The organism is Herbaspirillum sp. alder98, assembly GCF_020179755.1.
Taxonomy (GTDB): domain Bacteria; phylum Pseudomonadota; class Gammaproteobacteria; order Burkholderiales; family Burkholderiaceae_D; genus Herbaspirillum.
Genome location: NZ_JAIUCY010000004.1, coordinates 406,924 through 432,569, shown reverse-complemented (window position 1 = coordinate 432,569; position 25,646 = coordinate 406,924). Strand labels below are relative to the sequence as shown.

The following is a 25,646-nucleotide window of genomic DNA, read 5'->3' as shown; positions in this document are numbered from 1 at the left end:
CGTCATCGTTCAGCAGCTGCTTTCGTCGTTGCTTTCTCCGGAGCGCCAGCGATAGCGCTCCAGCTGGTTGCTCATCGCACGCCGGCTGATCACGCGGTCATCCCCCAGCACGAACAGGCGTACGTCGTCTTCAAGGGCAGCGTCGAGTTCGATCGGCGCCTGCGGATGGGCGCAGAACTGTTTTCCTGCCGCTTGCGCCGCCAGCCGCACCGCCCGTCCCGCTGCCTGCACCGAAGGGTGCCTGGTCTGCCACGGTAACTGCAGCGCGTGCGACAAGGCGGTGGTGCTTTCCATCAGGATATCGATTCCGTCCACCGCTGCGATCTCGCCGGCGCACGCCACGCCGTCACCATCCTCGATGGCAGCCAGCAGCAAGGGCAATTCATCGGGTGCCGCGCTGCGTCCCAGAAACGACAGCCAGGCATGTGACGCGTGCTCTTGCGCCCGCAGCACTTGCATGGCCTGGCGACAGTCGCGCACCGCAGCGGCCGCCTGCAGCGGGCAGCACACGCGCGACAGCACGATGCCGCTGACCGCATGGCCCACTGCCTGCCGGGTCTGGGCCGCTGTGACGACCTTGGCCAGCAGCGCGATGCGGGCGTGTCGGGCCGCCGTCGCGATGTCGGCCAGCGCATTGGATTGGGGCACTAACTGGTCGACATCGACGATCAGGTAGTCGTAGCCTGCGGCCGCGATCAACTCGACAGTGGTTGGCGACGGCGTGGAGCAGGTCAGGCCGAATAAAGGCCCCGGATCTGCCAGCCGCTGACGTAACGACCGCGGCGTGGAGTCCGGGGATGCCGCGAGTGAACGATGCTGGCGGCCGATAACGGGGGAGGGCGGCTTGTTGGCCGGCATGACTGGCTCCTCGGTAGGTAAGCGATTCCAGCCATTGCCTGGCCGGGTCGTGACTTCTTGTCGGTTATTTCTCGCAAGAAACATGACGCCGGACTATATCTTGTTAACTTTCCCTTGTGCAACAAGTCGCCAGTATTGATGTGGATTAAGCCGATTTGCGGTGTTCGGCGGGTCCGCTCACCGGCGCCTGCGCGAAGCCCGACAAGCCGGCCTGCCATTGCGCATCGGCGGTCGTCATCGCGGCCAGCTTGACGTGTCCGTAGCCACGGATGCGCTCCGGCACCTGCGCCAGTTTCAGCGCGGCAGCCTTGTTGTGGGGCTGCAGTTGCTGCGCCAGCGTGGCCAGCCATTGCAGGTAGCGGTCACGCCAGTGGCGTTCGCGGCGGCGCTCGTCGGTATAGCCGAACACATCGAAGGGCGTGCCGCGCAGCGGCTTCAAGGTGGCCAGCCAGGAGAATCCGGTCATCATCCAGCCGCCGAAACGGGTCTTGGCCGGAATATCGGAACCCGGTTTCTTGCGGGCCAGTATCGGTGGCGCCAGATGAAATTGCAGCTTGTAGTCGCCTTCGAACTGCGCCGCGATCTGGGCCCGAAATTGCGGGTCGGCGTGCAGGCGCGCCACTTCGTATTCGTCCTTGTAGGCCATCAGCTTGAACAGGTTGCGTGCCACTGTCTTGCTCAGCTGGCGTGGCGATGCATCGCCTTCCAGCATCACTTCGCGTTGCTCGATGGCGGCTACCGCCTCGGCATAGCGATGCGCATAGGCGGCGTTCTGGTAGCGGGTCAGCCATTCGACCCGCAATGCCACGGTATCTGCCAGCGACTTGGGCGCGGCAAACTGGATGACCTGATGGCGTGGCCGGCCGAGCCGGTCGAGCGCACTGGCGTCGGCCGCCGCCAGTCGACCCAGCATGAAGGCGCGCTTGTTCATGTCGACGGCCACCGCGTTGAGTTCGATGGCGCGCAGCAGCGCCGGCAAGCCCACCGGCACCAGGCCGCTTTGCCAGGCATAACCGAGCAACAGGATATTGGCGCCGATCGGGTCGCCCAGGAAGCGTGCCGCAGTCTCATTGGCATCGATCTGCGACAGCTGCTGGTGGCCGCTGGCAGCTGCCAGTTTTTCGAGCAGGCCGGCCTTGTTGATCGAGGCGTCCGGATTGCGGGTGAATTCTGCCGTCTGACTCTCGCGCTCGTTGGCAATGATGCGGGTGTGCGCGCGCCGCATCACCGCCAGGCTTTCTGGCATGGCGGCCACCACCAGGTCGCAGGCGAACACGGCGTCGGCTTGCTGCAGGTCGATGCGCACCTGGTTCAATGCCGACGGCGACGAGGCGATGCGCACATGCGACAGCACCGCCCCGCCTTTCTGCGCAAAGCCCATGAAGTCGAGGGTGGACGCGCCACGGCCTTCGAGATGCGCGGCCATGCTGATCAGCGCGCCGACCGTCACGACGCCGGTGCCACCGACGCCGGCCACCAGGATTTCGAACGGCTTGGCGAAACCATAAGGCGTCGGTGTCGCATAAGACGCCAGGGCCTGCTCCAGGTCGGCCAGCGTCAGGCTGGCGCTGGCAGGCTTCTTGAGCGAGCCGCCCACCACTGACACGAAGCTCGGGCAAAAACCCTCGGCGCACGAATAATCCTTGTTGCAGGAAGATTGCTCGATCTGGCGCTTGCGGCCCAGTTCGGTTTCCAGCGGCAGGATCGACAGGCAGTTCGATTGCACGCCGCAGTCGCCACAACCTTCGCACACGGCCGCATTGATCATCAGTCGGCGTGGCGGATCGGGGAAGACGATCTTGTCGGGCTTGTTCTTCTTGCGACGCCGGCGCTTCTCGGCCGCGCAGGTCTGATCGTAGACCAGCACCGTCACGCCCGGGATATCGCGCAGCATGCGCTGGATCACATCGAGCTCGCTGCGGTGATGCACCCTGACCCCGGCCGGCAGGCTGATGCTCGCATAATTCTCGGGGGCATCGGTGACCACTACCACCTTGGCCGCGCCCTCGCTGGTGACCTGCTGCACGATCTGTGGCACCGACAGCGTGCCATCCACCGGCTGGCCGCCGGTCATCGCCACCGCATCGTTGTAGAGAATCTTGTAGGTGATGTTGGCGCGCGCGGCGATCGCCTGGCGAATCGCCAGGGAGCCCGAATGATAGTAGGTGCCATCGCCCAGGTTCTGGAACACGTGCTTCTCGCCGACGAAGCGCGAACTGGCCACCCAGTTCACGCCTTCGCCCCCCATCTGCGCCAGGTAGCCGGTGTCGCGTTGCATCCAGGTCGCCATGAAATGGCAACCGATGCCGGCCATGGCGCGACTGCCCTCCGGCACCTTGGTCGACGTGTTGTGCGGGCAGCCGGAACAGAAATAAGGCGTGCGCTTGACCCCGTCGGCGCTGTTGGACAGCAGGTCGGCAGCGCAGAAGCCGGGCAGCAGGCGCTGCAGGTCGAGTTCGGGATAGCGGGGCGCCAGCCAGCGCACCAGCGCCGGTGCGATGCGCGAGGGGCGCAGTTCACCCAGCGCCGACAGCAGTCCCTGGCCATCGACATCGGTCTTGCCGATGATCGCCGGGCGTTGTTGCGGCGGCAGGTTGTAGAACAGGTTCTTCAGTTGCTGTTCGATGACGGCGCCTTTTTCCTCGACCACCAGTAATTCGTCGAGGCCTGCGGCGAAGGCGGTCAGGCGCGTGCGTTCCAGCGGAAAGGTCAGGCCCGGCTTATAGAGGCGAATGCCCAGTTGCGCCAGCCTGGCCAGCGGTAGTCCCAGCCGTTCCAGCGCTTCGAGCAGGTCGAGATAGGCCTTGCCGGCGCTGATGATGCCGAGTCGCGCGGCCGGTGCGGGCACCACCAGCTTGTCGATGGAGTTGGCGCGGGCAAAGGCCTGCACCGCATCGAGCTTGTCGTGCACCCGCTGTTCCAGCGCCAGGCCGGGCAGGTCGGGCCAGCGATTGTGCAAGCCGTCGGCGGGCGCCTGGTAGTCGGTGGGAGTGGTGAAGCGCGGCAGCGCCGGCAATTCGACCACGGCGCCGCCTTCGACCGTCTCCGAAATCGCCTTGAAGCCGGTCCAGGCGCCGGAAAAGCGCGACAGCGCCCAGCCATACAGGCCGAACTCGAGGTATTCCTGGATATTGGCGGGATTGACCACCGGCATGCCCCAGGCCATCACCGCCTGCTCGCTCTGGTGCGGCATCGACGACGACACGCAGCCATGATCGTCGCCCAGTATCGCCAGCACGCCGCCGTGGGGTGAAGAGCCATACGCATTGCCATGCTTGAGCGCATCGCCGGCGCGGTCCACGCCCGGGCCCTTGCCGTACCACATGGCAAACACGCCCTGCACCTTGCGGGTCGGGTCCGCCTCCACCTGCTGTGAACCGAGTACCGCGGTGGCGCCCAGTTCTTCGTTGATCGCCGGAAGAAACTCGATGCCATGCTGCTGCAGCAGCGACGAGGCGCGCCACAGTTCCTGGTCGACCGCGCCCAGGGGCGAACCGCGATAGCCGCTGATGAAGCCGCCGGTCTCCAGGCCTTCTGCCTGGTCCACCCGCTTCTGCATGCACAGCAGGCGCACCAGCGCTTGCGTGCCGGTCAGGAAGACCCGGCCGCTGCTGCGGGTCAGGTTGTCCGAGAGCGCGTAATCGGCATCTGCCAGCGGGGTCGCAGCAGTCTCTGGAGCGCCCGACGCAACGGTCGAGCGGAAGGGGGGGATTGTCACCGAATTCATTATTTTCGTTTCACCAAAAAGGGGCCGGGAAGGTGCCTGGGAACACTTGATGGTAAAAAAGGATATGGCGCGCAAGCCAGAAAATTATTTCTATTTATTCCCCTTCTATCACTAGAATAGAAAAAACATTTCTAAAACACGGAGACAAAATGAAAAACACACCGCTGGATTCTGCATCGCACAAAATCCTTGCTGAATTGCAAATAAACGGTCGTATTTCGTCCAATGAGCTGGCCGAAAAAGTCGGCATGTCGGCCAGCCCGTGCTGGCGTCGGCAGAAGGAACTGGAGGACAACGGCTACATCGTGCGCTACACCGCGCTGGTCGACCGGCGCAAACTGGGGCTGTCGGTATGCTGCCTGGCGCATATCTCGCTGGCGCGTCATGCCGAGGGCGTGGTCGACAATTTCGAGGAAACCATGCGGCTGCGTCCGGAAGTGGTGGAGTGTTATGAAACCACCGGCAATGCCGATTACCTGGTCAAGGTGATCGTGCCCGACATGGAGGCTTACCATGACTTTCTGCACAACGTGCTGGTCAAGCTCAATGGCGTGTCGCAGGTCAACACCAGCGTGGCGCTGCGTGAAGTGAAGTACGAGACGGCGCTGCCCTTGTAGCGCCGCTGATGAATTGATTAGAGATAGAGGTTGAAATGAATCTGACGGCGTTGGCCATTCTGTTGATCTTCCAGTGCCTGGGCGAGGGCGTTGCGCACTTGCTGGGTCTGACGGTGCCGGGGCCGGTGATCGGCATGCTGTTGCTGCTGGTGTCGTTGCTGTTATATCCGCGCCTGGCCGACGTGGTGGAAAAAACCTCCTGGGGCATCCTGCAGCACCTGTCGCTGCTGTTCGTGCCGGCCGGGGTGGGCGTGATGGCGGCGGCGTCCCAGTTGCAAGGCGACTATGCGGCGATCCTGATCGCACTGGTGGTCAGCACGGTGCTGGCCATTGCGGTCGGTGCGCTGGTGACCAACTGGGCGCTCAAGCTGCAGCGGCGATCGCAAGCGCCGTCGGAGGGCCAATAACATGGGGCAGCTCGATCGCATCAGCGAAGTCTGGGTCTACCTGGCGGCTTCGCCCCTGCTGGGCCTGACCATGACCCTGGCGGCGTACCTGGTGGCGTTGCATCTTTACCGGCGCTGCAAGTATCACCCCGCCGCCAACCCGGTCTTGATCGCCATCGTGATCGTGGTGGCGATACTGACCCTCACGCGCACCTCGTACAAGACCTACTTCGAAGGCGCGCAATTCGTTCATTTCATGCTGGGGCCGGCCACCGTTGCATTGGCCTTGCCGTTGTTCAGGCAGTGGAACAATTTTCGGCGCGCGGTCTGGCCCTTGCTGCTCGGCCTGGCCGCCGGCTCACTCACCGCCATCGTGGCGGCAGTCGGTATTGCGTGGTGGCTGGGCGCGTCGCGCGAAATCATGGTGTCGATGGCGCCCAAATCGGCGACCACGCCGATTGCCATGGCCATCGCCGAACGCTTCGGCGGCCTGCCGTCGTTGACGGCGGTGATGGTGATCTGCACCGGCATACTGGGCGCCGTGTCGGCCAAGTTCATCCTCAATTTCCTGCGCATCGAAAGCCATGCCGTGCGCGGCTTTGCGCTCGGTGTCGCGTCACATGGAATCGGCACTGCGCGGGCGCTCCAGGTCAGCGCCGAGATGGGCGCCTTCGCCGGGCTCGGCATGGGACTCAATGGTATTTTTACGGCGGTACTGGTGCCGATGATGTTGCCGATCTTCCTCAAGGCGCTGGGGTAAACCGGATTCAGATCGCATCGCTTTGGCGGTCGGCCTGGGACTGGCGCAGCCGGTCACGGTCGGCATCGTCGCTGGCGTTGTTGCGCTGGCGGGTCACGCCAGCCTGCTGTTGCAGGTCCTTGTGCGGGCGTTTGGCCGTTGGTTGTGGCGCTGGCTTCAAATGAGGTCGGGTAATGTCCATGGTGCGATCCTCTGCAAGTCATGAGAAAACGCCATGTTGCGCGACATCGCCGCTGACAGATGTCGGCGCAACTCCTGATGAGGTGTGGTCCAAGCGACGACAAGCGCCCTCGGCGGCATTGCAGCATAGTGCGGTAACATCGTGCACACCCAGCGCCGCTGCTGGCTCGGTCAACCCGGCTCAATAGACTTTTCTAAACTCGAATCCTCAATGCCTCCCCTCACGCAGCCTTCCACCGCAGAAAAGATGCGCGCCCTTTCCAGCCAGGTCTTTTCCGAATGGCAGACGCGAGTGCGAAGCCAGGTCAAGCAAGCCGCGGCATTGAGCGAACCGATACTGACCGATTCCCTGCCCACGCTCTACCGAGGTATCTCGGATGCCATCGAAGCCAATTCGCTGTCGGCCTATATCGGACTGACGCGCTCGGTCGGCGCCGAGCACGGCAATGAACGTGCGCGCATCACCGCCTATAACGTGGCCGCGCTGATCAAAGAGTACCAACTGTTGCGTACCGTCATCGTCGATGTGCTCGAGACGCATGAGGTCGTGCTCAGCAATGCCGAGGGACGCATCTTCAACGGCATGATCGACTTGTCCATTTCAGAGGCGGCCAATGGTTTTGCGATGGTGCAGGCCGTGTTTCGCGAGCGCTTCGTGGCCACCGTCGCCCACGATTTGCGCAATCCCCTGAGCGCCTGCCACATTGCGGCCCAGATGATCGGTCGTGCCACCGATCCCGAGCATATCCGGACGCTGGCCGCGCGCATCGAATCCAACAGCCTGCGCATGAACCGGATGATCGAAGACCTGCTCGATAACGTGGTGTTCGAGGCGGGCGAGCGACTGCACCTGGAACTGATCGAATTCGACATGCAGGACCTGGTGCATGAGGTGATCCAGCAAGCAAGCGAGATCCACGACAACAGGTTTGTCTACATCGGCGAATCGATCAAGGGCTGCTGGGGCTTCGAGCCGATCCGGCGTGCGCTCGAAAACCTGATCGGCAATGCCGTCAAGTATGGCGACCGCGACAGTCCCATCACCATCACCCTGAGCGATGGGCGCGGGCGCGCCCGGCTGACCGTGCATAACGAGGGGCCGGTGATTCCGGTGGCCGACATCGAGTCGATCTTCAAGGTGTTCGAGCGCGCCGGGCAGGGCAAGGATCAGTCGACCATCGGCTGGGGGCTGGGCCTGCCCTACGTGCGCAACGTCGCCGAAAGCCATGGCGGCAGCATCTCGGCTGAGAGCAGCGCCGAAAAAGGAACCAGTTTCGCCATCGACGTGCCGGCAGATGCCCGGCCTTTTGTCAGCACTCCGGTGCTGTGATCAGATAGAAGGAATGTCCATGAATCAATCCGTTGCATCAAGAATTGCCCTGGTCACCGGCGCCGGCAGTGGCGTCGGCCTGGCCGTGGCCCAGGCACTGCTGGCCGATGGTTTTACCGTGGTGCTGGCCGGTCGCCGTATCGCGCCGCTGGAGCAGGCCGTGGCTGCGGCCCATGCCGCCGGTCAGAAGGCCGCGGCCATTTCTGTCGATATCCGGGATGCCGACAGCGTCGCGGCGTTGTTCCAGCAGATCACCGAAACGTTTGGCCGGCTAGACCTGTTGTTCAACAATGCCGGTGTCAATGCCCCGGCGGTGCCGTTCGACGAACTGGGCATCGAGCAATGGAAGAACGTGATCGACACCAATCTCACCGGCGCGTTTCTGTGCGCCCGTGGCGCCTTCGGCCTGATGCGCCACCAGTCGCCACAGGGTGGGCGCATCATCAACAACGGATCGGTGTCGGCACACACGCCGCGTCCGCTCAGTTCTGCCTATACCGCCAGCAAACATGCGATTACCGGCCTGACCAAGAGCATCGCTCTTGATGGTCGCGCCTATAACATCGTGTGCAGCCAGGTCGATATCGGCAATGCGCTGACCTCGCTTTCGGAACGCATGACCAAGGGGGTGCTGCAGGCCAATGGCACCACCGCGCCGGAGCCGATGATGGATGTCGGGCACGTGGCCGACGCTGTGCGCTACATGGCGTCGCTGCCGCTCAGCGCCAATGTGCTGAACCTGACGGTCATGGCCAGCAGCATGCCATTCGTGGGACGCGGTTAAGACCCGCGGGCGACGGCTGCATGGTCGGCGCCGAGCGCCAGCGGTACGCCCCTGGCCCAGCGATTGGCCGACAGCGAAAACGTCAGCGAGCGGACCTGGTGATACCAGCCGGCCGGCACGTACAGCATTTCTCCGGCGGCCACGATGCACTCGATCATCAGCGCCTGGCGCGCCAGGGGAAACCGCTCGAAGTCCGGCTTTTCGGGATCGAAGGGCGAGCCGAACAGCAAGCCATTGGCTTGTGTCGGATACAGCAGGTCATGGTGATGCGGCGGCGACAGAATGATGCGCTTGCTGCCCCAGATCTGGGCGAAGATGTTGTCGTCGTAGTCGCAATGCAGCGGCGTCACGGTGCCGGCAGGACCGATCCAGAAGCGCGCTGGCCCCATCTTCCTGAAATAACCTGGCCAGTGGCACAGCGCATTCAACGGACGCAGTTCGAGGTTGCCCACATACGGCGGCAGGCCGGCGTCGTGTTCCTCCACCAGTTCCAGATAAGCCTTGAGCGGCATGTCCTGCATCGCCCGGTCGGGCGCGAATGCGGTATTGATATAGTCACCCACCCGGGCCCGCACCGGCACCTCGCCAAAGCGCTCTTGCAGATCGCGCGGCGTCAGCGTCGACAGCGGCCACTTGCCGACCAGTCCGGTCATGATGAACGGCAGGCCCTGGGCCGCGCGTGCGGCAAAGCTTGCCGCATCGGGCGCGCGCAGGCGGGCAATCGTGGTCGGCGCATCGAGCGCGCGGGCGCTGCGTTTGATCGCTTCGCGCATGGCATCGATGGACGTGACGCCACGTGCCTGGGCATCGCGTTGCTGTCTTGCCAGCTCTTTGAGGCGCTCTTCTTCAGGGGACAATCGGGCGGCCCGAGGTTGGGGCGGCAGCGGTTTTTCCATGGTTCAGTCGATTGATGATGCGGCGCCGTTTTCATCCGGCGCCAGACGGCTGCAGGCCAGTCGCATCTGCTCGCGCAGCCATCGATGGGCGGGATCAAGTTCCAGCCGCGGGTGCCACATCTGCGAGATCGTGATCGGCTCGGTCCTGACCGGCAGCTCGAAGGCAAACGTGGCGTCATGTCGCGCAGACGGTTTGTTGCCGCGCACTGGCCGCAAGTACGATGCCGGCACCAGGGCGACCAGATCGGATGAGCGCACCACCGCCAGCGCCGCCGGAAAACTGGGTACGATGGCGACGATCTTGCGCGTCAGCCCCATCGCCTCCAGCGCGACATCGACCGGGCCGGTGCTGCGACCCCGGCGTGATGTAACGACATGGCCGCAGGCGGCATAGCGCGCCGCGCTCACCGTGCGCAGTTTTTCAAGTGGATGTCCGCGCCGCACCACGCCCACGAAGCGATCCCGAAACAGTGCCTGCACCCGCACCTCCGGCCCCATGCCGCTTAACACACCGATCTCGAGATCGGCGCTGCCGTCGCGCAAGGGCAGCGGGCTCTTTTCGATCTTTGGCGCAAAGCACAGCGTGATCGACGGCGCCACCGAAGTGATGGCATCGATCAGCGCCGCGCCGAAGGCTTCTACAAAGCCATCATTGGCGCGAATGGTGAAAGTGCGCTTGAGGGTCGAGATATCCGGCGCCGGTGACGTGGGCCGTAGCACCGACCTGGCCTCATGGACGACATTGGTGGCACGTTCGCGCAAGGCCTCGGCGCAGGGCGTCAGCACCATGCGACGTCCGGCGCGCACCAGCAGCGGATCGCCGGTCAGCGTGCGCAGCCGGGTCAGCGTGCGGCTCATGGCCGACGCGCTCAGTCCGAGCCGGCGCGCGGCTCCGGCCACGCTGGCTTCGGCAATCAGCGCGTCTAACGCAATGAGCAGGTTCAAGTCGGGATCGGACATGGCCGGATCCTAACATGCGACGGGCAAAGATAAGGCGTTGGGTGCACTAATCAAATGCAAACCATGCGTCTTCCGCCTTGTCTGGCGACTGGTTATAGTGAGGGCAAAGAACCCAAGGACGCCTAAATGGAATTATTTTCAGACCAGCCCTCGGACGAAGGCCTGCCCGGCGCCGAGCGCCGCCGCGTCATGATCGCCGTGATGCTGGCGACCACCATGGCCGTGTTCGACGGCACCATCGTCAACGTGGCGCTACCCCAGATCAGCGTGGCGTTGAATGCTTCCGCCGGCGACGCCATCTGGGTCGCCAACGGTTATCTGTTAGCCGTTGCGATGACTTTGGCGATGTTCGCGTCGTTATCGAGCCGGGTCGGGTTTCGCGCGCAGTTCAGCGCCGGACTGGCGCTATTCACGCTGGCCTCGCTGGGGTGTGCGCTGTCGTCGTCGATCTCGATGCTGATCGGCATGCGGGTGCTGCAGGGGGTGGGCGGGGCGGCGATGCTCAGCATTGCGCCGGCGATTCATCGCACCGTCTTTCCCAACCGCCTGCTGGGCCGGATTCTCGGCCTGAACGCCGTGCTGGTTGCGGCCAGCACGGCGATTGGCCCGGCGCTGGGCGGCACGCTGCTGGCGGTGCTGGGTTGGCAATGGATCTTCGCGATCAATGTGCCGCTGGGCATGGGCGCGGTGTGGCTGTCGATGAGCGCGATTCCTGATACCCGCAAGCCCGCGCAGGGACGTTTCGACACGGCCGGCGCCATCTTGTCGGCCATCGCCATGGGGGCGTTGATCATGGCGGCCGACGCCTGTGCCGGCCTGGCCGAAAAAGGCCATGTGCAGGACGCCGCATTGACCGCCGGTGCTTACGGACTTGCCGCCCTCATCGCCGGCATCGCCTTCGTCCGGGGCCAGCGTCGCGCCGCCGATCCGCTGCTGCCGTTGGCGATGTTTGCGTCGGGCCGATTTTCGCTGGCGGCGCTGACTTCGCTGGCGTCCTTCGTGGGGCAGGGGATCGCCTTCGTGGCCTTGCCGTTCCTGTTCCAGAATGCCTACGGCTACAGCGCCTTCCAGTCGGCGGCGTTATTTACGCCGTGGCCGATCGGCATTGTCCTGGTGGCGTCGACCGCCGGCCGGTTGGCCGACCGTCACTCGCCGGCGATCCTGTCGACCCTGGGCCTGGCATTGTTTGCCGTCGGCCTGGCGCTGCTGGCCTTGCTGCCCGACCAGGGGCAGGCGTGGGATATTGCGTGGCGCACCCTGGTGTGCGGTATGGGCTTCGGTTTTTTTCAAAGCCCCAACAACCGCGAGATGCTCTCCAACGTGGCGCGCCAGTACAACGGCCATGCCTCGGGCGTGCTGGCCATCATGCGCACGTTCGGTCAGTGCCTGGGGGCGGCGTTGTTAGGCGTGGTGCTGGCCGTGTCTACGGCAAGTGCGCTGGCGCACGGCGACGCGCAGATGAATGCGGCCGAGGATGCGCAGGCTATCCGCCTGGCGCTGTGGGTGGCCGTCGCGGCGATCGTCATGGCGGCCGGGGTAAGTTATAAGCGTATCGGGAAGGCGCGCAGTGCCGCGCTCTAATGCCCGCCCACGCTGCTTAATGTAGAAATGCCGCTCGCGGTGCGGCGAGCGGCATCATCTGGATCTTACAACTTGGGCTTGTTACCCTTGGCGCCTTCAGCTTCCATGGCCTTCTGACGGGCCGCCTCTTCGGCATTGGTCTGCTTGTTGATCTGGTCGTACATGCGCTTGGCATCGGCGATCTGCACCGAGAACGATGCCACCATGCCGTCGTTCTGTTGTGCCCATGTCAGGATCTCGATGCCACATTTGGGCGAGAAGGACTGGGGCACCAGGATGGGGGATGCAATGACCTTGCCCATGGGCGCGGAGCCACCCACGGTGTTGCCGCAGGGGCCGTGCGCGGCGCCACCCTGATAACGCTTGCCCTGGCGGTCGAACTGCCAGGTGGGGCCGCCGCTGCCGATCGACAGTTCGGTGTAGGTGCCGTACTTCTCGACCATCGAATTGACCAGCACGTCCGGCTTGATGCGGGCGCCTTTTTCCAGCGCCTGGGCGCGACCGACAAACCAGATTACCCCCGCGTCATCCTGCAGCGCGATGAACTGGTCGACCACGCGGCCGTTGCTTTCGGCCTGGGCATTCACGCCGGCAGTCTTGCCAGAGGTGAGCTTGATATCGGTCAGCTTGTAGGCAGGATTGATTTGCGCGATCTTTGCCCGCTGATCATTGAACGAGCTTCCGATGGCGACGCCGGCGATGTCATTGGCAGCCAGGGCCGGCCCCATGCAAAACAGGAGGGCAGCTGGAACAAGAAATTTTTTCATGGTTTCTTATGTTGAAGTTACGTAGTGGAAGTAACAGAAATCGCCCGATCTCATAGGGCGCGCTGGAGGGAAATGTAATTTTTTGTGAAGATGCCAGCTTGTCAAAGACATAGCAGTAATGCATTAGTTCATTTGCCCAATGACAATTTATTTAGTCATCCCGCAAAACAAGAAAATGATGCATTTATTAAGTGATTGAGATTTGGCACGATTCCTTTCAGCATCAATGACCCCAAAACAACGATCTGTTTGTGTATTTGATCGTGCCGGGCCGCAGCGACAATGCGCTCATCAGTCACGCGTATCGCGCATATTTGCCCCCGGGAAATGTTATGAAATGGTTTCGCAATCTTAAAATCGCCAAGAAACTGCTGGTTTCTTTTGTCTGCGTGCTGTCGCTCATGGCCATTCTCGGCATCTTCTCGATTACGCAACTCGAAAAGGTGAACCGGGCCTCGACCGAGATCACCACCGATTGGATGCCGACCATCCGCACGCTGGCCGAACTGAAGTTGTTGCTGGCGCGGGTGCGCGGCTTCGAATCGCAGATGGCGATCTACGAGGGCGATGCAGAGGCCAAGGCGGCTCTTCTCAAGCGCTCGCAGGTGGTGTTAGACCAACTGGGCAAGACGCTCAAGGCTTATGAGGGCGAGATGACCGCCCCGGCCGAAAAAGAGATCTATCCGGCACTGAAAAGCGGCGTCGCCAATTTCCTGGTGGAGCACGACAAGATCATGAACGCCTTCCTGGCGGGCAATACCGCAGAGGGGCGTGCGCTGTTCCTGGGCAGCTCCAACAAGTTCTACCCCGAGTTGCTGGCCAACATGGACAAGCTGGTCAAGATCAACAGCGAGGGCAGCGACGCCGCCACCAATGGCGCCGATGCCACGTTCAAGAGTGGGCGTGTGTGGATCATCTCCATGCTGGTGGCCGCGTTGCTTATTGGTCTGGCGTTGGCGATGTATGTCGCACGCATCATCGCCGCGCCGCTGACGGCAGCCGTGGCGGTCGCCCAGCGGGTGGCGCAGGGCGACCTGACCGCCGATATCCAGGCCGAGAGCAATGACGAAACCGGTCAGTTGATGCATTCCCTGAAGGCCATGAACGACAGCTTGCTGGGGGTGGTGGGGCAAGTGCGCAGCGGCACCGACACCATCGCCACCGCGTCGACCCAGATTGCTACCGGCAACCTCGATCTTTCCAGCCGTACCGAAGAACAGGCCAGTTCGCTGGAAGAGACCGCTTCGGCGCTCGAAGAACTGACCTCCACCGTGAAGCAGAATTCGGACAACGCCCGCCAGGCCAACCAGTTGGCGGTCAACGCCTCGCAGGTCGCCGAAGAAGGGGGCAACGTGGTCGGCCAGGTGGTCGCCACCATGTCCTCGATCAATGAGGCATCGACCAAGATCGTCGAGATCATCAGCGTCATCGATGGCATCGCTTTCCAGACCAACATCCTGGCATTGAATGCGGCGGTCGAAGCCGCGCGCGCCGGTGAACAGGGCCGGGGCTTTGCGGTGGTGGCCTCGGAAGTGCGCTCGCTGGCGCAACGCTCGGCGTCGGCGGCCAAGGAAATCAAGGTCCTGATCGACGACTCGGTGACCAAGGTCGGGGCCGGCACCACGCTGGTCGAGACCGCTGGCGCGACGATGACCGAGGTGGTGTCGAGTGTGCGGCGCGTGACCGATATCGTGGCCGAGATCTCGGCTGCCAGCCAGGAGCAGAGCGTTGGTATCGACGAGATCAACCGCGCCGTGGCCCAGATGGATGAAGTGACCCAGCAGAATGCGGCGCTGGTCGAAGAGGCCGCAGCGGCAGCGCAATCGATGCAGGAACAGGCGCGCAACCTGTCGGAAGTGGTGGGCGTGTTCAAGCTCAATGACCAGGCCGTGCGCAACGCCCGGCGCGGTTAAGCATCAGGCATCAATGGCGTAGCGCATAATGGAGCGTCGTATCCAACCGCCGACGCTTCCATGACCTTGTCCTTGCACCGCGTTCATCACGTCGCCATCATCTGCTCCGACTATCAGGTCTCCAAGGCCTTCTATGTCGACCTGCTGGGATTGCGCGTGGTGGCAGAGAACTACCGTGCCGAACGTGATTCCTACAAACTCGACCTGGCCCTGCCGGACGGCGGACAGATCGAGTTGTTTTCTTTCTCATCCCCGCCGCCACGGCCGTCCCGGCCTGAAGCGGCGGGTTTGCGGCACCTGGCCTTCGTGGTCGACGATGTGATGGCGGCCAAGGCCTGGCTGGAAGCGCAAGGGGTGGCGGTCGAACCGGTGCGCATCGACGAATTCACGCAGAAACGATTTACCTTCCTGGCCGATCCCGATGGCTTGCCGCTGGAGCTGTACGAAGGGCAAACAATCAGGGATTGATCCTGCGGCCATTGGCGTCGATCACCTGCTCCCCGTCTTCCTTGATGAAGGCACCCTGTTGCGGCGACGGCAGGATATCCAGCACAAGTTCTGACGGCCGGCATAGCCGCACGCCCTTGACGGTCACCACGAACGGTCGGTTGATCAGGATTGGATGCGCCAGCATGGCATCCAGCAACTGTTCGTCCGTCAGCGCCGGATCGTCGAGCGCCAGTTCGGCATAGGGCGTGCCCTTCTGGCGCAGCGCCTCGCGTACGCTCAGGCCGGCATCGTTGATCAGTCGCACCAGCGTTTCACGCGAGGGCGGGTGCGCGAGATAGTCGATCACGGTGGGTTCGTCGCCGCTGTTGCGGATCAGCGCCAGGGTGTTGCGCGAAGTCCCGCAGGCGGGGTTGTGGTAGATGGTGGTCATGGATGCTCCCTCGACATCGAGTCGTTCGTCATTGGCCCAGAAGGGATCACGCAAGCACATACGACGTGCTGCGCCCGCCGCCTTCAGTACGTTTCAGTATCCCCAATGCAATCAGCTCGTTGATATCGCGCAAGGCGGTATCGGGCGAGCACTTGGCAATCTGGCCCCATTTGGTGCTGGTCAATTTGCCATCGAAGCCGTCCAGCAATTTGTTGAGCATTCTTGTCTGGCGCTCGTTCAACGGTGCCTGCCGCCACGTTTGCCAGAACCTGGCTTTTGCGATGACATCATTGAGCGTGAAGCTGGTCTGCTCGAACGCGTGCTTCAATGTTTCCAGGAACCATGCCAGCCAGCCTGTTACGTCCAATGTCCCCTTCTGGGTCCGTTCCAATTGGTCGTAGTAGGCATTGCGCTCGCGCTGGATCTGTGCCGAGACGCTGTAGAAACGTTGCCGGCTTCGATCGGCCTTCGATAGCAGATAGTCGCCGATGGCGCGTGCGATCCGGCCATTGCCATCGTCAAATGGATGCAGCGTGACGAACCACAGATGGCCGAGTCCGGCCTTGATCAGCGGCGGATGGGTTTCGTCATGATTTATCCAGTTCAGGAAACGCCTGGTTTCGTCGGGCAATGCAGCTGCCGGCGGTGCTTCGAAATGCACCTTCTGTTTTCCATAAGCGCCGGACACGACCTGCATGGGATCATTCTCGGCCTGCCGCCATGTGGCCACATCTATCTGCTGCATACCACTGTATCCGGTCGGGAACAGCGCAGCATGCCAGCCAAAAAGACGTTCCTGGGTGAGGGGAAGGTCGAAATTCTGGGTAGCATCGAGAATCATCTCGACCACCCCATCGATATGGCGGTCAGCCGGCGTCAATGCGCCGATGTCTACGCCCAGTCGACGCGCCAACGATGACCGCACCGATGCGACATTGAGCGTCTCACCTTCGATAGCGCTGGTCTTGACGACATCTTCGGTCAGCGCGGTCAGGCTTGCCATGTCACGCTGATCGGCGCCGATGTCCATCAAGCGACCGAGCAGAATACCCTGGGCGAGGGCAACCTCGCTCAATGGATGTGCCAGGCGTTCCAGATCGTATTGCCACGCTGGCCAGGCCTCATCGCTCCAGATATACATTTAATCTCCGTAAGATATGCGGAGATTATAGCGATTAATCTCCGCATACCGTCTTATTCTCCGCATTTATTGCGGTGAATAAGTGTCTATTCGTCCTAATCCCACTCTCCCTGCTCATCGACCAGCACCTTCTTGCCCTGCATCACCAGCAGATGCCCGTCGTCGTCCACCTGATAGGTGACTCCCTTGTTGTTGAACGCATAACCGATGAAGCGGCACGGTGTGACGCCGTCTGCGCACAGGGAATGCAAGGTCTTGCCCCGAAGCTTGATGCGGGTGCCGGTCTTGCGGTTGATTCCCTGGTAGGACACGTCGTCACAGGTGACCGCGCCTTCCTCGCAACGAACCTGAATCTCCACCAGGTAGGACGGTGTCGTCAGCGTGGCCGAATAGCCCGCATGCGCGGCGCCGGACACGATGGCCATCAAGAGCGGAAGGTATCTTTTCATCGTCGTTGTTTCAAACGGGTTGTGTAAAAGAAGGGCGGTTGGCCCGACCGGATCTTTCGCTGTCGTGCGGCTCGATGCTCAACGCCGCCGGTAACTTTTTCGCCCACTGTCATCGAGGCAATACTGGCCGCCGCGTGGCCCGGTGCAATACGTGTGGCCACGGCAACTGCATTGTTCTTCATCGCGCGCAATCGGGGCCAGTTGCTGCGACTGGTTCATTGAGCAGACCCGTTTCGACGCGCTGATGGAGCCATCATTGCAGACGAAGTCGGCGCCGGCGCAATGGGCAACGCCGCCTTTCTTTCCCGAACAGGGATAGTTGGCCGCCACGCTGATGCCGCAAGCAGGGAGCAGCAGCGATAGCGCCAGCAGCAGACGCCGCAGATTCTTCACGCGCTCCCCCATTTTATTGTTGGTATTTTCTAATATGGCGCTGGCAGCACAATGCGATCCGGCATCGCGCGGCAGCAGTCATGCGTGAATCAGCCGCACCAGGTGCCAGGGCACAGCAGCCTATGGCGTCGCTTTTGCCAGCACCGCAGCGATGGTTGCGGTCAGGTCCTCGGCCGAACATGGTTTCATCAGCAGTGCCGAGAAAATGTCGACACCCACGAATTCCTTTTCGAGGTTCCTGGCGCTGAGCAGGACGATGGGGAGGCTGGCGAAGCGCGCATCGGCCTTGACCCGCGTCGCGAAATCGAGACCATCCATGATCGGCATCAGCAGGTCGGTCAGGATCGCGTCGACCCGATGATTTTCCATCATCATCAACGCATTGGCGCCGTTGTCGGCGCTGACCACGGCGTAGCCTTCCATCTGGAGCACCAACGAATAGACTTCCCGCGCGTTGGGGTCATCCTCGACCACCAGCACAGTGGTGATTGCATCTTGTTTGTTAGTCATCAGTCGGTCCTGTCGGCTAAGGATCGGTATAGCAACGATCGTTACATGATAGCGCAGTTGCCCTTGACAGCCCGGATTGTGAAACATATTATGCATACGCATCGTTGCATATACATTGATAATTCGAGTCATGAGCAAAGACATCTGCACCTGTTCGCCGCTGCGCCGGCTGACGCGCCGGATCACGGTCATCTATGACCACCATCTGTTGCCGGACGAATTGACCATCACCCAATACTCGCTGATCAGTCGGATTGGTCGCGGCCCGGTGGCCAATCCGGAACTGGCGGTGGTGATGGGGATGGACCGCAGCACCTTGTCGCGCGCGCTCAAGCCGCTGATTGCCGCCGGCTGGATCGAGACCTTCGAGCCGTCCGCAGACGCCCATCTCGACAAGCGTTCGTTCATGCTGCAACTGAGCGCGTCCGGTCGCGCCAAGCTGGACCGGGCACGTCCCAACTGGCAGCGCGCGCAGGATGAGATCGATCGCCTGCTGGGCCCTGAATTGTCGGATCGGCTCGACCAGACCGTGAGCGATTCGTACCAGCGCCTGCAACCGGAATGAATACCGGCCACTGATTATTTAGCGCTTCACCACAAATCCATAACAACCCCTTCCCCGCCAAACATCCCATCACTCATGCAATGAACAAGCTCACTCAATCGCTCGCCAGGTCCGTGGCGCCCCGGTTCCACTATGCGTGGATCGTGGTCGGGGTCATCTTCCTGGTCCTGCTGTGTTCGGCTGGCATCCGCGCCACGCCTTCGGTCATGATCCTGCCGCTGGAGCAGGAATTCGGCTGGAGCCGCTCCACCATCTCGATGGTGATCTCGGTCAACATCGCGCTCTACGGCTTGATCGGTCCGTTCTCGGCGGCTGCCATGCAACGCTTCGGCATCCGCCGCGTGGTGCTGGGCGCATTGGCATTGCTGGCCGTGGGCACGGCCTTGAGCACGCTGATGCAGATGCCGTGGCACATGCTGTTGTCGTGGGGCCTGCTGGTGGGCGTGGGGACCGGCGTGGCGGCCAATACGCTGGGCGCGACCATCGTCGGCCGCTGGTTCGAGAAGCGACGCGGCCTGGCCATGGGTTTGCTGACGGCCAGCGCGGCCACCGGCCAGATGGTGTTCCTGCCGTTGATGGCGGCGATGGTCGGGTCTTACGGCTGGCGCTCGGTGGCGATCCTGGTGTCGCTGGTGTCGCTGGTGGCCATTCCGCTGGTGTGGCTGCTGCTGCCGGAGAGCCCGTCTGCCATCGGCACCACCATGCTGGGCCAGGCCGATGACCACCAGGAACCGGCGCCGACCCGCAAGAACCCGCTGGCGATCGCCTTCGACGCATTGCGCACCTCGGCCCGCATGCCTGACTTCTGGCTGCTGTTCTTCAGCTTCTTCGTTTGCGGCTTGTCCACCAACGGTTATATCGGTACCCAGTTCATTGCCATGTGCAACGACTACGGCATCAACGAAGTCGGCGGCGCTTCGATCCTGGCGGCCATGGGCCTGCTGGACCTGGTCGGCACTACGCTGTCGGGCTGGCTGTCGGATCGCTACAATCCGCGCGTGCTGCTGTTCTGGTATTACGGCCTGCGTGGCATCGCACTGATCTTCCTGCCGTATGCGTTCGGCCTGCAGTATTACGGGCTGGCGATCTTCGCCATCTTCTACGGCCTCGACTGGATCGCCACGGTGCCGCCCACGGTGCGCCTGGCCAATGACGTGTTCGGTCGTGCCGCAGCCCCGATCGTGTTCGGCTGGATCGTCGCCGGTCACCAGCTGGGGGCCGCAACCGCCACCACCGTGGCCGGATACATGCGTGCCACGCTGGGCAACTACACCTTGTCGTCGATCCTCATGGGCGTGGCCTGCCTGGTCGGCGCGGTGCTGGTGTTGCGCATCAAGGGCCATCGGGCCATGCCGCAGGCAGTCGCCGCATAGCGCTGGTCGATAGCGGGCATAAGCACGGCGCATGAGCCGCCGTGCCAAAGCTGGCTATACTGCCCGGCGACCCAACACGCCGGGAGTGGCGCATGAGCAGCAGCACAGATGTGCCCCCGATGACGTCATCCAGTGCGCGCCAGCTGCTGCCGCTGGTGGCGATCATCTTCAGTGGTTTCCTGTCGATCGGCATTCCGCTGCCGGCCTTGCCGTTGCACGTCAACGGCGTGCTCGGCTACAGCGCACTGGTGGTGGGCTGGGTGGTCGGCATCCAGTCGTTCTCTACCATTCTTTCGCGTCAATTCTCTGGTTCCTATTGCGACCGCTTCGGTCCCAAGCGCGCGGTCTGCGCCGGCCTGCCCCTGGCGTGTGCAGGCGGACTGCTGTACCTGGCCTCGACCTGGATCGCTCATCCCACCTGGAGCCTGGCGCTGTTGATCGCTGGTCGGCTGTTGATGGGGCCAGCCGAAAGTCTTTATCTGACCGGCACCATGACCTGGGGTATTGGTCGCCTGGGTATACCGGGCACGGGAAAAGTGATGGCCTGGCAGGGCATGGCGATGTTCGCCGCGCTGGGGCTGGGCGGATTGCTGGGCGTCGGTATTCAGGAACGTTTCGGTTTCGCCGGCGTGGCCTGGGCCACCATAGTGCTGCCGCTGATCGGCTGGGGCATCGCCGGCCTGCTCCAGCCGTTGGCGGTGATGCGCGGGCAGGGAGGCGGTCTGCCGTTCTTGGCGGTGATGCGCCTGATCGGGCGGTTCGGCGTCGCCGCCGCCTTGAGCGCGATGCCGTTCGCCATCCTGACCAGCTTTCTGGTGCTGCTCTACAAGCATCACGACTGGAGCGGCGCGGGGCAGGCCATCTTCGGCTTCTCGGCGGGGTTCATCGGCGTCAGGTTGCTGTTCGCCCACCTGCCCGAGCGCATCGGCGCGCATCGGGTGGCGATGGTGTCGGTGGCGATCGAGTTGTGCGGGCAGTTGCTGTTATGGATGGCGCCGCATCCGCTGATGGCGCTGATCGGTACCGTGATCACCGGGATCGGTTTTTCGTTAGTGTTTCCATCGATGGGCTTGCAGGCCATGGCCCGGGTGCCGGCGCATTCGCGTGGCATGGCTATCGCCGGCTTCATGGCTTGCGTGGACGTGGCTGCGGGATTGACGGGACCGGTGGTGGGGATGGTGATCGGGTGGTACGGCTATCCGAGCGCTTTTCTCAGCGGGGCGCTGGCGTGCGTGGCAGCGTTGCTGGTGATGACGCGCAGACGCTAACGAACGGTTGCTGGCAACTCATCCTGGGTCCTGACGAAGGTCTGGGCCCAGTGACGGGTGGTAACCGTCGATACACCACCGACGTCACTGGGTACCGGCCTTCGCCGGCACGACGGGCTTCTTGTAAATCAACTTCTGTCGCCCTGACGAATGTCGGGGCCCAGCGTATTGCTTCAATCGCCTGGCTTCAATACTTGGCCCTGATGGCCAAGGTCACGCTACGCGGTTCGCCGTAGTAGGTCTGGCGATACTGCCCGCCGCCGAGTCGTTCGAAGTAGCTCTTGTCGAACAGGTTGTTGACGGTCAGGCTGGCGTTCACCTTGGGCGAGATTTCCCATCCTGCCTGCAGCGCGAATACCGCATAGGCTGACTGGGTCCACGTGGTACTTCCATACTGCGCCGAGATCTTGCTGATGGCGCGCATGCCGCCGCCGATGCTGGCTTTTTCCAGGGCGCCGGGGCCGAAGCGATATTTGGTCCACAGGGTGACATTGTGGCGCGGGAAGGCGCTGTTGAAGGGCGTGCCCTGGCTGTCGAGCGCTGCGTTCACGTAGCGTGTGGCGGTGTAGGCATAGCCGGCGCTGAGGTCCCATTGCCGGGTCAGCCGGCCACTGATCTCGGCTTCCATGCCCTGGCTTTCGACTTCGCCGGCCGCGATCGAGTAATCGCTGTCGCTGGGATCGGTGATGGCACGGTTGGTGTCGTTGATGCGGAACACGGCCACGTGGCCATTGAGCTGGCCCTCCATGAACTCGCCCTTGATACCCGCCTCCACCTGCTTGCCGCTCCTGGGCGCCAGCAGCGATTGGTCTACCGCGCGCGCGGTCTGCGGCGCGAAGATGCGGTTGAAGCTGGCGTACAGCGAGTAGTGCGGGTTCAGCGCCAGGATCAGGCCGACATTGGGAACGAACTTGGCGCTGATGGTCTGGTTGTTGTCCAGCACGTCGGGATCGGTCGTCTTCCACCACGCCATCCGGCCACCCAGCAGCACGCTCAAGGGTTGCCATGGTTTCAGGCGCGCCTGCGTGTAGACGCCATATTGGATGACCCTGGTGCGCGGCGTCGGGCCGGGGTCGACATCCGGGATGACCAGGTTCAGGTTGGGGTTATCCACATTCTGCTGGAATGAAGTGGCGTTGCCCTGGACTTGCCCGCCTTCGTAGGTCTGGTAGTTGGCGCCCACCACGAATTCCTGTCGCAAGCCGCCGAAGGTGGCCGGCAACAGCAGGAAGGCATCGAGGTCGCGGTCTTCCTCGCGTGAGCGTTGCTTCTGGCCGCGGATGGTAACGTTGCGGGTGACCGGGTTGATATAGCTGTTGGACCAGAAGCGGTCGAGGGTGGTGCCGCGCAGATACTGGTTGGCGCTGAGTTTGAATTTGCCGCCATCGGCCAGGCGATGCTCCAGCTCGGCAAAGTAGCGTTGACCATAGTCGCGCTTGGTGCCGTTGGTGGAGCCCAGGAAGGTCGAGCGCGGCAAATCCGGATTGATGCCGCCGGCCGTCAGCGGTAAGCCGGCATAGACCAGTGAGCTGCCGCTTTGGCCGGTCGCCCCTAACGAGAGCGTGGTGTCGCGAGTGAAGTCGTATTCCAGGGTCCCGTACACAGTCTCCTTGCGCATCCAGACCCGGTCGGTGAAGCTGTCGCGGTCATCGTGGATCGCCACCAGGCGCGCGCGTAGCGTCCCGTCCTGGTTGAGTGCGCCGGTGATATCGAACTCGGCGCGTTTCTGGTTCCATGAGCCCAGCGTGACGGCCGCCTGCGCTGCAAATTCGGCATGGGCGCGCTTGCGCACCAGGTTGATCGTGCCGCTGGGTTCGCCCGCGCCCTCCAGCAGGCCGGTGGGCCCGCGCCAGATTTCGGCGCGGTCGTAGAGTCCCATGTCCATCAGGTTGTTGCCCCAGACCCCCTGGCCGCCTTTGACCGGCAAGCCGTCGATGAGGTAGTTCCCGATCAGGAAGCCGCGCGACTCGATGTTGTCCAGCCCGGTGCCGGTCTGGTTGCTGCGCATGCCGGTGACGTAGCGCATCGATTCGCCCAGGCTGACCAGGTTCTGGTCATCCATGCGTTGCCGCGTCAGCACGCTGACCGATTGTGGAATGTCCTTGAGCTTCTGGTCCGACTTGCCGATCGAGACGGCGCCGCTGGTGTACGAGCTGGTGCCCTCGGTGGTCGGGTCGAGGGTTGCTGCGGCGGTGACGGCGATGGTCGGCAGCGGCGCGCTGTCGGATGCCGCCACCGATGCCGCGCGCCGGCGCAGGGCATAAGCGCGGTCGCCGCGGGTGACGGCTTCAAGGTCGGTCGCCTGCAGCAGCGCGGTGAAACCGTCTGGTATCGAATAACTTCCTTTCAGTCCCTGGCTGCGACGCTCATGCACCAGCTCGGGTGGGATGGCAATGCTGATGCCGGAGCGGCTGGCAAACTGGGCCAACACGTCCGCCAGCGGGCCAGGTGAAATCTGGTATTGAATCAGCAGTGGCGCGGGAACCGACTGCGCCACGGCCGACGAAGGCGAGTAGCTTGCCGCGCTGGCGAGCGCCCCGAGCAGAACGACTGCGCGACCACGACGCATGGCGTTGCTGCCGGTCGAGCGGCGTTGGCGCCGGGCAAGCGGGCGCGCGGGCTTGATATGTTGAACCATGGATTCTTTTCCCCTGAGTGTGAAATGGTGTTCTTACTCACTTCACACGCGAAAAAATGAAAAGGGACACAGAATCTGAAAAAAGTTAGAAGAGTGTGAAAAGTTAAAAAAAAAGATCAGCCAGATGGCACCAGCGTCACCCAATACCGGGTCCGGTAGCGCACATTCACCGGCAGTGCGTTGGGCAGGCTATGCAAGACCTGCTCCGTATCCTTGAGCTGGAATACGCCAGCGATGCGTAGCGATGCCACCGCCGGGTCGCAGCGCAGTATGCCCCGCCGATAGCGTTGCAGCTCCGCCAGAAAATCGTCCAGCCGCATGTCGCTGGCATAGAGTTCACCTTGGAGCCAGCTATCGGCATGCGGGTCCAGTGGACGTTTCTCGACAATGTCGTGGGCAGAGAACCGGGTTTGCTCACCGGCGGCCACGACGGTCGGGGCGCTGTCCGGCAGGTCGCCCTTCCGCGCGCCGAAACGATTGATTTCTACGCGGCCCTCAAGCACGGCCAGCCGGCTGAAGTCATCGTTCTGGCGGACGATGAAGCGCGTGCCCAGGGCGCGCAATTGTCCCTCGGCAGTTTCGACCAGAAACGGGCGATAGCGACCTGAGGATGCGGCGCCCTTGTCAGCCGCGGTCTCGATCAGGATTTCGCCGTCGATCAACCTGACCAGTCGCTGTGTGCCATCGAAGGCAACGTCGATGGCGCTTTGTGTGTTGAGGGTGACCTTGCTGCCATCGTCCAGCACCACCTCCATGCGCTCGCCGGTGGCCGTGCGGTAGTCGGCGCGCCACGCGCGCGCCGGCTGCGAGTGCCAGGTCATCCAGCCGGCCGGTGCGGCCACCAGCAGCAGCGCCAGGGTCTTGACTGCCTGGCGGCGTGCCTGGCCCTGGTGGCGTCCCAGGGTAGCGTTGGCCAGGTGGCCCGGCACCATGCCGAACTTGCGGCTGATGTCTTGCGCATGTTGCCAGGCGCGTTCATGTTCCGGGGCGGCTGCGCGCCAACGGGCGCAGGCTTCGATATCGGCTTTCGTCGCCTCCGGCGCGCGCAGCACAAAGAAGTATTCTGCGGCCTGGAGCGCAACGGTCTTGTCGATAGGGGGCGCGAGATCGGGACGCATCATGGCAGCACGACGATGCAATGCGCCATGGCCTGCACCATATATCGCTTGACGGTTCGCTCGCTGAGCGCCAGGCGTTGGGCAATTTCAAGGTAGCCCAGGCCATCGACCTGGGCCAGCAGGAACGCTGCCCGAACCTGGGAGGGGAGGTTGTCCAGCAGGGCGTCGATCTCTTGCAGCGTCTCGAGGATGATGCGCTGCTGCTCCGGCGACATCGCCTGCGCTTGCGGCATGAGCGCCAACGCGTCCAGATAGGCTTTTTCGAGAGTACGGCGCCGATACAGATTCGCCATCAGGCGCTTGGCCACCAGGGTCAGGTAGGCACGCGGCTCGGTGAGCGCCCAGTCGCGTTGTTTCTCCGGCGTGCTATCGGGCGCAGCCAATACCCGCACGAAGGTATCTTGCGCAATATCGGCGGCATCGAATGCGTCGCCGAGCTTGCCGTGCAGCCAGCGTTGCAACCAGCTGTGGTGGTCGGCATAAAGGTCTTCGATTTGCTGATGGTGCGGGGAGTTGCCAGCCTGCATGGCGCTTTCCTGAGGTAGGGGCGTT

The 25,646-nt window shown here is 62.8% G+C and carries 25 protein-coding genes; 11 read left to right on the top strand and 14 right to left on the bottom strand.

Annotated elements, in window-relative coordinates:
• Positions 1 to 9: 9 nt before the first annotated feature.
• Together LBW87_RS12445 and LBW87_RS12440 are read right to left on the bottom strand one after the other, a co-directional pair.
• Positions 10 to 858, bottom strand: a complete 849-nt coding sequence (locus tag LBW87_RS12445) for an aldolase/citrate lyase family protein (protein ID WP_225201791.1) — start codon at positions 856 to 858, stop codon at positions 10 to 12.
• A gap of 145 nt (positions 859 to 1,003) precedes the next feature.
• Positions 1,004 to 4,585 carry an indolepyruvate ferredoxin oxidoreductase family protein gene (locus LBW87_RS12440; RefSeq protein ID WP_225201790.1) on the bottom strand — a complete coding sequence of 1,194 codons (3,582 nt, stop codon included), beginning with the start codon at positions 4,583 to 4,585 and terminating at the stop codon, positions 1,004 to 1,006.
• Positions 4,586 to 4,734: 149 nt separating this feature from the next.
• On the opposite strand from LBW87_RS12440, the gene LBW87_RS12435 reads away from it, so the two are divergent.
• From LBW87_RS12435 to LBW87_RS12425, 3 genes are read left to right on the top strand one after another with little or no spacing between them, the layout of a single operon-like run.
• A complete protein-coding gene (locus LBW87_RS12435; RefSeq protein ID WP_225201789.1) occupies positions 4,735 to 5,202 on the top strand; it encodes an Lrp/AsnC family transcriptional regulator in 468 nt (155 codons plus the stop codon).
• A gap of 35 nt (positions 5,203 to 5,237) precedes the next feature.
• Positions 5,238 to 5,609 carry a CidA/LrgA family protein gene (locus LBW87_RS12430; RefSeq protein ID WP_225201788.1) on the top strand — a complete coding sequence of 124 codons (372 nt, stop codon included), beginning with the start codon at positions 5,238 to 5,240 and terminating at the stop codon, positions 5,607 to 5,609.
• A gap of 1 nt (position 5,610) precedes the next feature.
• Positions 5,611 to 6,348 (top strand): LrgB family protein, encoded by a 738-nt coding sequence (locus LBW87_RS12425; RefSeq protein WP_225201787.1) that lies wholly within the window; start codon positions 5,611 to 5,613, stop codon positions 6,346 to 6,348.
• Between the two features lie 7 nt (positions 6,349 to 6,355).
• On the opposite strand, the gene LBW87_RS12420 is transcribed toward LBW87_RS12425, so the two are convergent.
• On the bottom strand, positions 6,356 to 6,529 hold the full coding sequence (locus LBW87_RS12420) for a hypothetical protein (RefSeq protein WP_225201786.1): 174 nt from the start codon (positions 6,527 to 6,529) through the stop codon (positions 6,356 to 6,358).
• A 210-nt stretch (positions 6,530 to 6,739) separates the two neighbouring features.
• Between LBW87_RS12420 and LBW87_RS12415 the strand changes: the two genes are divergently transcribed.
• A complete protein-coding gene (locus LBW87_RS12415) occupies positions 6,740 to 7,858 on the top strand; it encodes a sensor histidine kinase (RefSeq protein ID WP_225201785.1) in 1,119 nt (372 codons plus the stop codon).
• Between the two features lie 19 nt (positions 7,859 to 7,877).
• On the top strand, positions 7,878 to 8,642 hold the full coding sequence (locus LBW87_RS12410; protein ID WP_225201784.1) for an SDR family oxidoreductase: 765 nt from the start codon (positions 7,878 to 7,880) through the stop codon (positions 8,640 to 8,642).
• Here LBW87_RS12410 and LBW87_RS12405 read toward each other — a convergent pair.
• Both LBW87_RS12405 and LBW87_RS12400 read right to left on the bottom strand, forming a co-directional pair.
• Positions 8,639 to 9,538 (bottom strand): cupin-like domain-containing protein, encoded by a 900-nt coding sequence (locus LBW87_RS12405; protein ID WP_225201783.1) that lies wholly within the window; start codon positions 9,536 to 9,538, stop codon positions 8,639 to 8,641. The two genes, LBW87_RS12410 and LBW87_RS12405, sit on opposite strands and share 4 nt — an antisense overlap.
• Before the next feature lie 3 nt (positions 9,539 to 9,541).
• The gene (locus LBW87_RS12400) at positions 9,542 to 10,498 is read right to left on the bottom strand and encodes a LysR family transcriptional regulator (protein WP_225201782.1); all 957 of its coding nucleotides are present in this window, start codon (positions 10,496 to 10,498) and stop codon (positions 9,542 to 9,544) included.
• A 126-nt stretch (positions 10,499 to 10,624) separates the two neighbouring features.
• Between LBW87_RS12400 and LBW87_RS12395 the strand changes: the two genes are divergently transcribed.
• Positions 10,625 to 12,079: a DHA2 family efflux MFS transporter permease subunit gene (locus tag LBW87_RS12395; RefSeq protein WP_225201781.1), complete on the top strand. Its 1,455-nt coding sequence runs from the start codon at positions 10,625 to 10,627 to the stop codon at positions 12,077 to 12,079.
• Between the two features lie 65 nt (positions 12,080 to 12,144).
• On the opposite strand, the gene LBW87_RS12390 is transcribed toward LBW87_RS12395, so the two are convergent.
• Positions 12,145 to 12,846, bottom strand: coding sequence for a hypothetical protein (locus tag LBW87_RS12390; protein WP_225201780.1), 702 nt, complete (start codon positions 12,844 to 12,846; stop codon positions 12,145 to 12,147).
• A 332-nt stretch (positions 12,847 to 13,178) separates the two neighbouring features.
• Here LBW87_RS12390 and LBW87_RS12385 point away from each other — a divergent pair, with 332 nt between their 5' ends.
• Positions 13,179 to 14,759, top strand: a complete 1,581-nt coding sequence (locus LBW87_RS12385) for a methyl-accepting chemotaxis protein (RefSeq protein WP_225201779.1) — start codon at positions 13,179 to 13,181, stop codon at positions 14,757 to 14,759.
• Between the two features lie 60 nt (positions 14,760 to 14,819).
• Positions 14,820 to 15,227: a VOC family protein gene (locus LBW87_RS12380; protein ID WP_225201778.1), complete on the top strand. Its 408-nt coding sequence runs from the start codon at positions 14,820 to 14,822 to the stop codon at positions 15,225 to 15,227.
• On the opposite strand, the gene arsC is transcribed toward LBW87_RS12380, so the two are convergent.
• From arsC to LBW87_RS12355, 5 genes are all read right to left on the bottom strand, one after another.
• A complete protein-coding gene (arsC, locus tag LBW87_RS12375) occupies positions 15,217 to 15,639 on the bottom strand; it encodes an arsenate reductase (glutaredoxin) (protein WP_225201777.1) in 423 nt (140 codons plus the stop codon). The two genes, LBW87_RS12380 and arsC, sit on opposite strands and share 11 nt — an antisense overlap.
• A gap of 46 nt (positions 15,640 to 15,685) precedes the next feature.
• Positions 15,686 to 16,780 (bottom strand): Fic family protein, encoded by a 1,095-nt coding sequence (locus tag LBW87_RS12370; protein ID WP_225201776.1) that lies wholly within the window; start codon positions 16,778 to 16,780, stop codon positions 15,686 to 15,688.
• A gap of 95 nt (positions 16,781 to 16,875) precedes the next feature.
• The gene (locus LBW87_RS12365) at positions 16,876 to 17,229 is read right to left on the bottom strand and encodes a hypothetical protein (RefSeq protein ID WP_225201775.1); all 354 of its coding nucleotides are present in this window, start codon (positions 17,227 to 17,229) and stop codon (positions 16,876 to 16,878) included.
• Positions 17,230 to 17,307: 78 nt separating this feature from the next.
• Positions 17,308 to 17,613, bottom strand: coding sequence for a hypothetical protein (locus LBW87_RS12360; protein WP_265112947.1), 306 nt, complete (start codon positions 17,611 to 17,613; stop codon positions 17,308 to 17,310).
• Positions 17,614 to 17,742: 129 nt separating this feature from the next.
• Positions 17,743 to 18,132, bottom strand: coding sequence for a response regulator (locus tag LBW87_RS12355; protein ID WP_225201773.1), 390 nt, complete (start codon positions 18,130 to 18,132; stop codon positions 17,743 to 17,745).
• A gap of 130 nt (positions 18,133 to 18,262) precedes the next feature.
• On the opposite strand from LBW87_RS12355, the gene LBW87_RS12350 reads away from it, so the two are divergent.
• The 3 genes from LBW87_RS12350 to LBW87_RS12340 all read left to right on the top strand — a co-directional run bounded on the left by LBW87_RS12350 (position 18,263) and on the right by LBW87_RS12340 (position 21,338).
• Entirely contained in the window at positions 18,263 to 18,697 is a 435-nt protein-coding gene (locus LBW87_RS12350) for a MarR family winged helix-turn-helix transcriptional regulator (RefSeq protein WP_225201772.1), read from the top strand.
• 80 nt (positions 18,698 to 18,777) lie between these two features.
• Complete coding sequence (locus LBW87_RS12345; protein WP_225201771.1) at positions 18,778 to 20,070, top strand: MFS transporter; 1,293 nt, start codon at positions 18,778 to 18,780, stop codon at positions 20,068 to 20,070.
• Positions 20,071 to 20,162: 92 nt separating this feature from the next.
• A complete protein-coding gene (locus LBW87_RS12340; protein WP_225201770.1) occupies positions 20,163 to 21,338 on the top strand; it encodes an MFS transporter in 1,176 nt (391 codons plus the stop codon).
• A 187-nt stretch (positions 21,339 to 21,525) separates the two neighbouring features.
• Here LBW87_RS12340 and LBW87_RS12335 read toward each other — a convergent pair whose 3' ends face one another.
• The 3 genes from LBW87_RS12335 to LBW87_RS12325 all read right to left on the bottom strand — a co-directional run bounded on the left by LBW87_RS12335 (position 21,526) and on the right by LBW87_RS12325 (position 25,621).
• Positions 21,526 to 23,976 carry a TonB-dependent siderophore receptor gene (locus tag LBW87_RS12335; RefSeq protein ID WP_225201769.1) on the bottom strand — a complete coding sequence of 817 codons (2,451 nt, stop codon included), beginning with the start codon at positions 23,974 to 23,976 and terminating at the stop codon, positions 21,526 to 21,528.
• A 116-nt stretch (positions 23,977 to 24,092) separates the two neighbouring features.
• Positions 24,093 to 25,097: a FecR domain-containing protein gene (locus LBW87_RS12330; RefSeq protein WP_225201768.1), complete on the bottom strand. Its 1,005-nt coding sequence runs from the start codon at positions 25,095 to 25,097 to the stop codon at positions 24,093 to 24,095.
• Positions 25,094 to 25,621 carry a sigma-70 family RNA polymerase sigma factor gene (locus tag LBW87_RS12325; RefSeq protein WP_225201767.1) on the bottom strand — a complete coding sequence of 176 codons (528 nt, stop codon included), beginning with the start codon at positions 25,619 to 25,621 and terminating at the stop codon, positions 25,094 to 25,096. The genes LBW87_RS12330 and LBW87_RS12325 overlap by 4 nt, the downstream gene beginning before the upstream one ends.
• Positions 25,622 to 25,646 lie beyond the last annotated feature (25 nt).

Coding starts and splice junctions, on each gene's coding strand:
- LBW87_RS12445 (WP_225201791.1), bottom strand. CDS start 858: ATGCCGGCCAACAAGCCGCCCTCCCCCGTTATCGGCCGCCAGCATCGT.
- LBW87_RS12440 (WP_225201790.1), bottom strand. CDS start 4,585: ATGAATTCGGTGACAATCCCCCCCTTCCGCTCGACCGTTGCGTCGGGC.
- LBW87_RS12435 (WP_225201789.1), top strand. CDS start 4,735: ATGAAAAACACACCGCTGGATTCTGCATCGCACAAAATCCTTGCTGAA.
- LBW87_RS12430 (WP_225201788.1), top strand. CDS start 5,238: ATGAATCTGACGGCGTTGGCCATTCTGTTGATCTTCCAGTGCCTGGGC.
- LBW87_RS12425 (WP_225201787.1), top strand. CDS start 5,611: ATGGGGCAGCTCGATCGCATCAGCGAAGTCTGGGTCTACCTGGCGGCT.
- LBW87_RS12420 (WP_225201786.1), bottom strand. CDS start 6,529: ATGGACATTACCCGACCTCATTTGAAGCCAGCGCCACAACCAACGGCC.
- LBW87_RS12415 (WP_225201785.1), top strand. CDS start 6,740: ATGCCTCCCCTCACGCAGCCTTCCACCGCAGAAAAGATGCGCGCCCTT.
- LBW87_RS12410 (WP_225201784.1), top strand. CDS start 7,878: ATGAATCAATCCGTTGCATCAAGAATTGCCCTGGTCACCGGCGCCGGC.
- LBW87_RS12405 (WP_225201783.1), bottom strand. CDS start 9,538: ATGGAAAAACCGCTGCCGCCCCAACCTCGGGCCGCCCGATTGTCCCCT.
- LBW87_RS12400 (WP_225201782.1), bottom strand. CDS start 10,498: ATGTCCGATCCCGACTTGAACCTGCTCATTGCGTTAGACGCGCTGATT.
- LBW87_RS12395 (WP_225201781.1), top strand. CDS start 10,625: ATGGAATTATTTTCAGACCAGCCCTCGGACGAAGGCCTGCCCGGCGCC.
- LBW87_RS12390 (WP_225201780.1), bottom strand. CDS start 12,846: ATGAAAAAATTTCTTGTTCCAGCTGCCCTCCTGTTTTGCATGGGGCCG.
- LBW87_RS12385 (WP_225201779.1), top strand. CDS start 13,179: ATGAAATGGTTTCGCAATCTTAAAATCGCCAAGAAACTGCTGGTTTCT.
- LBW87_RS12380 (WP_225201778.1), top strand. CDS start 14,820: ATGACCTTGTCCTTGCACCGCGTTCATCACGTCGCCATCATCTGCTCC.
- arsC (WP_225201777.1), bottom strand. CDS start 15,639: ATGACCACCATCTACCACAACCCCGCCTGCGGGACTTCGCGCAACACC.
- LBW87_RS12370 (WP_225201776.1), bottom strand. CDS start 16,780: ATGTATATCTGGAGCGATGAGGCCTGGCCAGCGTGGCAATACGATCTG.
- LBW87_RS12365 (WP_225201775.1), bottom strand. CDS start 17,229: ATGAAAAGATACCTTCCGCTCTTGATGGCCATCGTGTCCGGCGCCGCG.
- LBW87_RS12355 (WP_225201773.1), bottom strand. CDS start 18,132: ATGACTAACAAACAAGATGCAATCACCACTGTGCTGGTGGTCGAGGAT.
- LBW87_RS12350 (WP_225201772.1), top strand. CDS start 18,263: ATGAGCAAAGACATCTGCACCTGTTCGCCGCTGCGCCGGCTGACGCGC.
- LBW87_RS12345 (WP_225201771.1), top strand. CDS start 18,778: ATGAACAAGCTCACTCAATCGCTCGCCAGGTCCGTGGCGCCCCGGTTC.
- LBW87_RS12340 (WP_225201770.1), top strand. CDS start 20,163: ATGAGCAGCAGCACAGATGTGCCCCCGATGACGTCATCCAGTGCGCGC.
- LBW87_RS12335 (WP_225201769.1), bottom strand. CDS start 23,976: ATGGTTCAACATATCAAGCCCGCGCGCCCGCTTGCCCGGCGCCAACGC.
- LBW87_RS12330 (WP_225201768.1), bottom strand. CDS start 25,097: ATGATGCGTCCCGATCTCGCGCCCCCTATCGACAAGACCGTTGCGCTC.
- LBW87_RS12325 (WP_225201767.1), bottom strand. CDS start 25,621: ATGCAGGCTGGCAACTCCCCGCACCATCAGCAAATCGAAGACCTTTAT.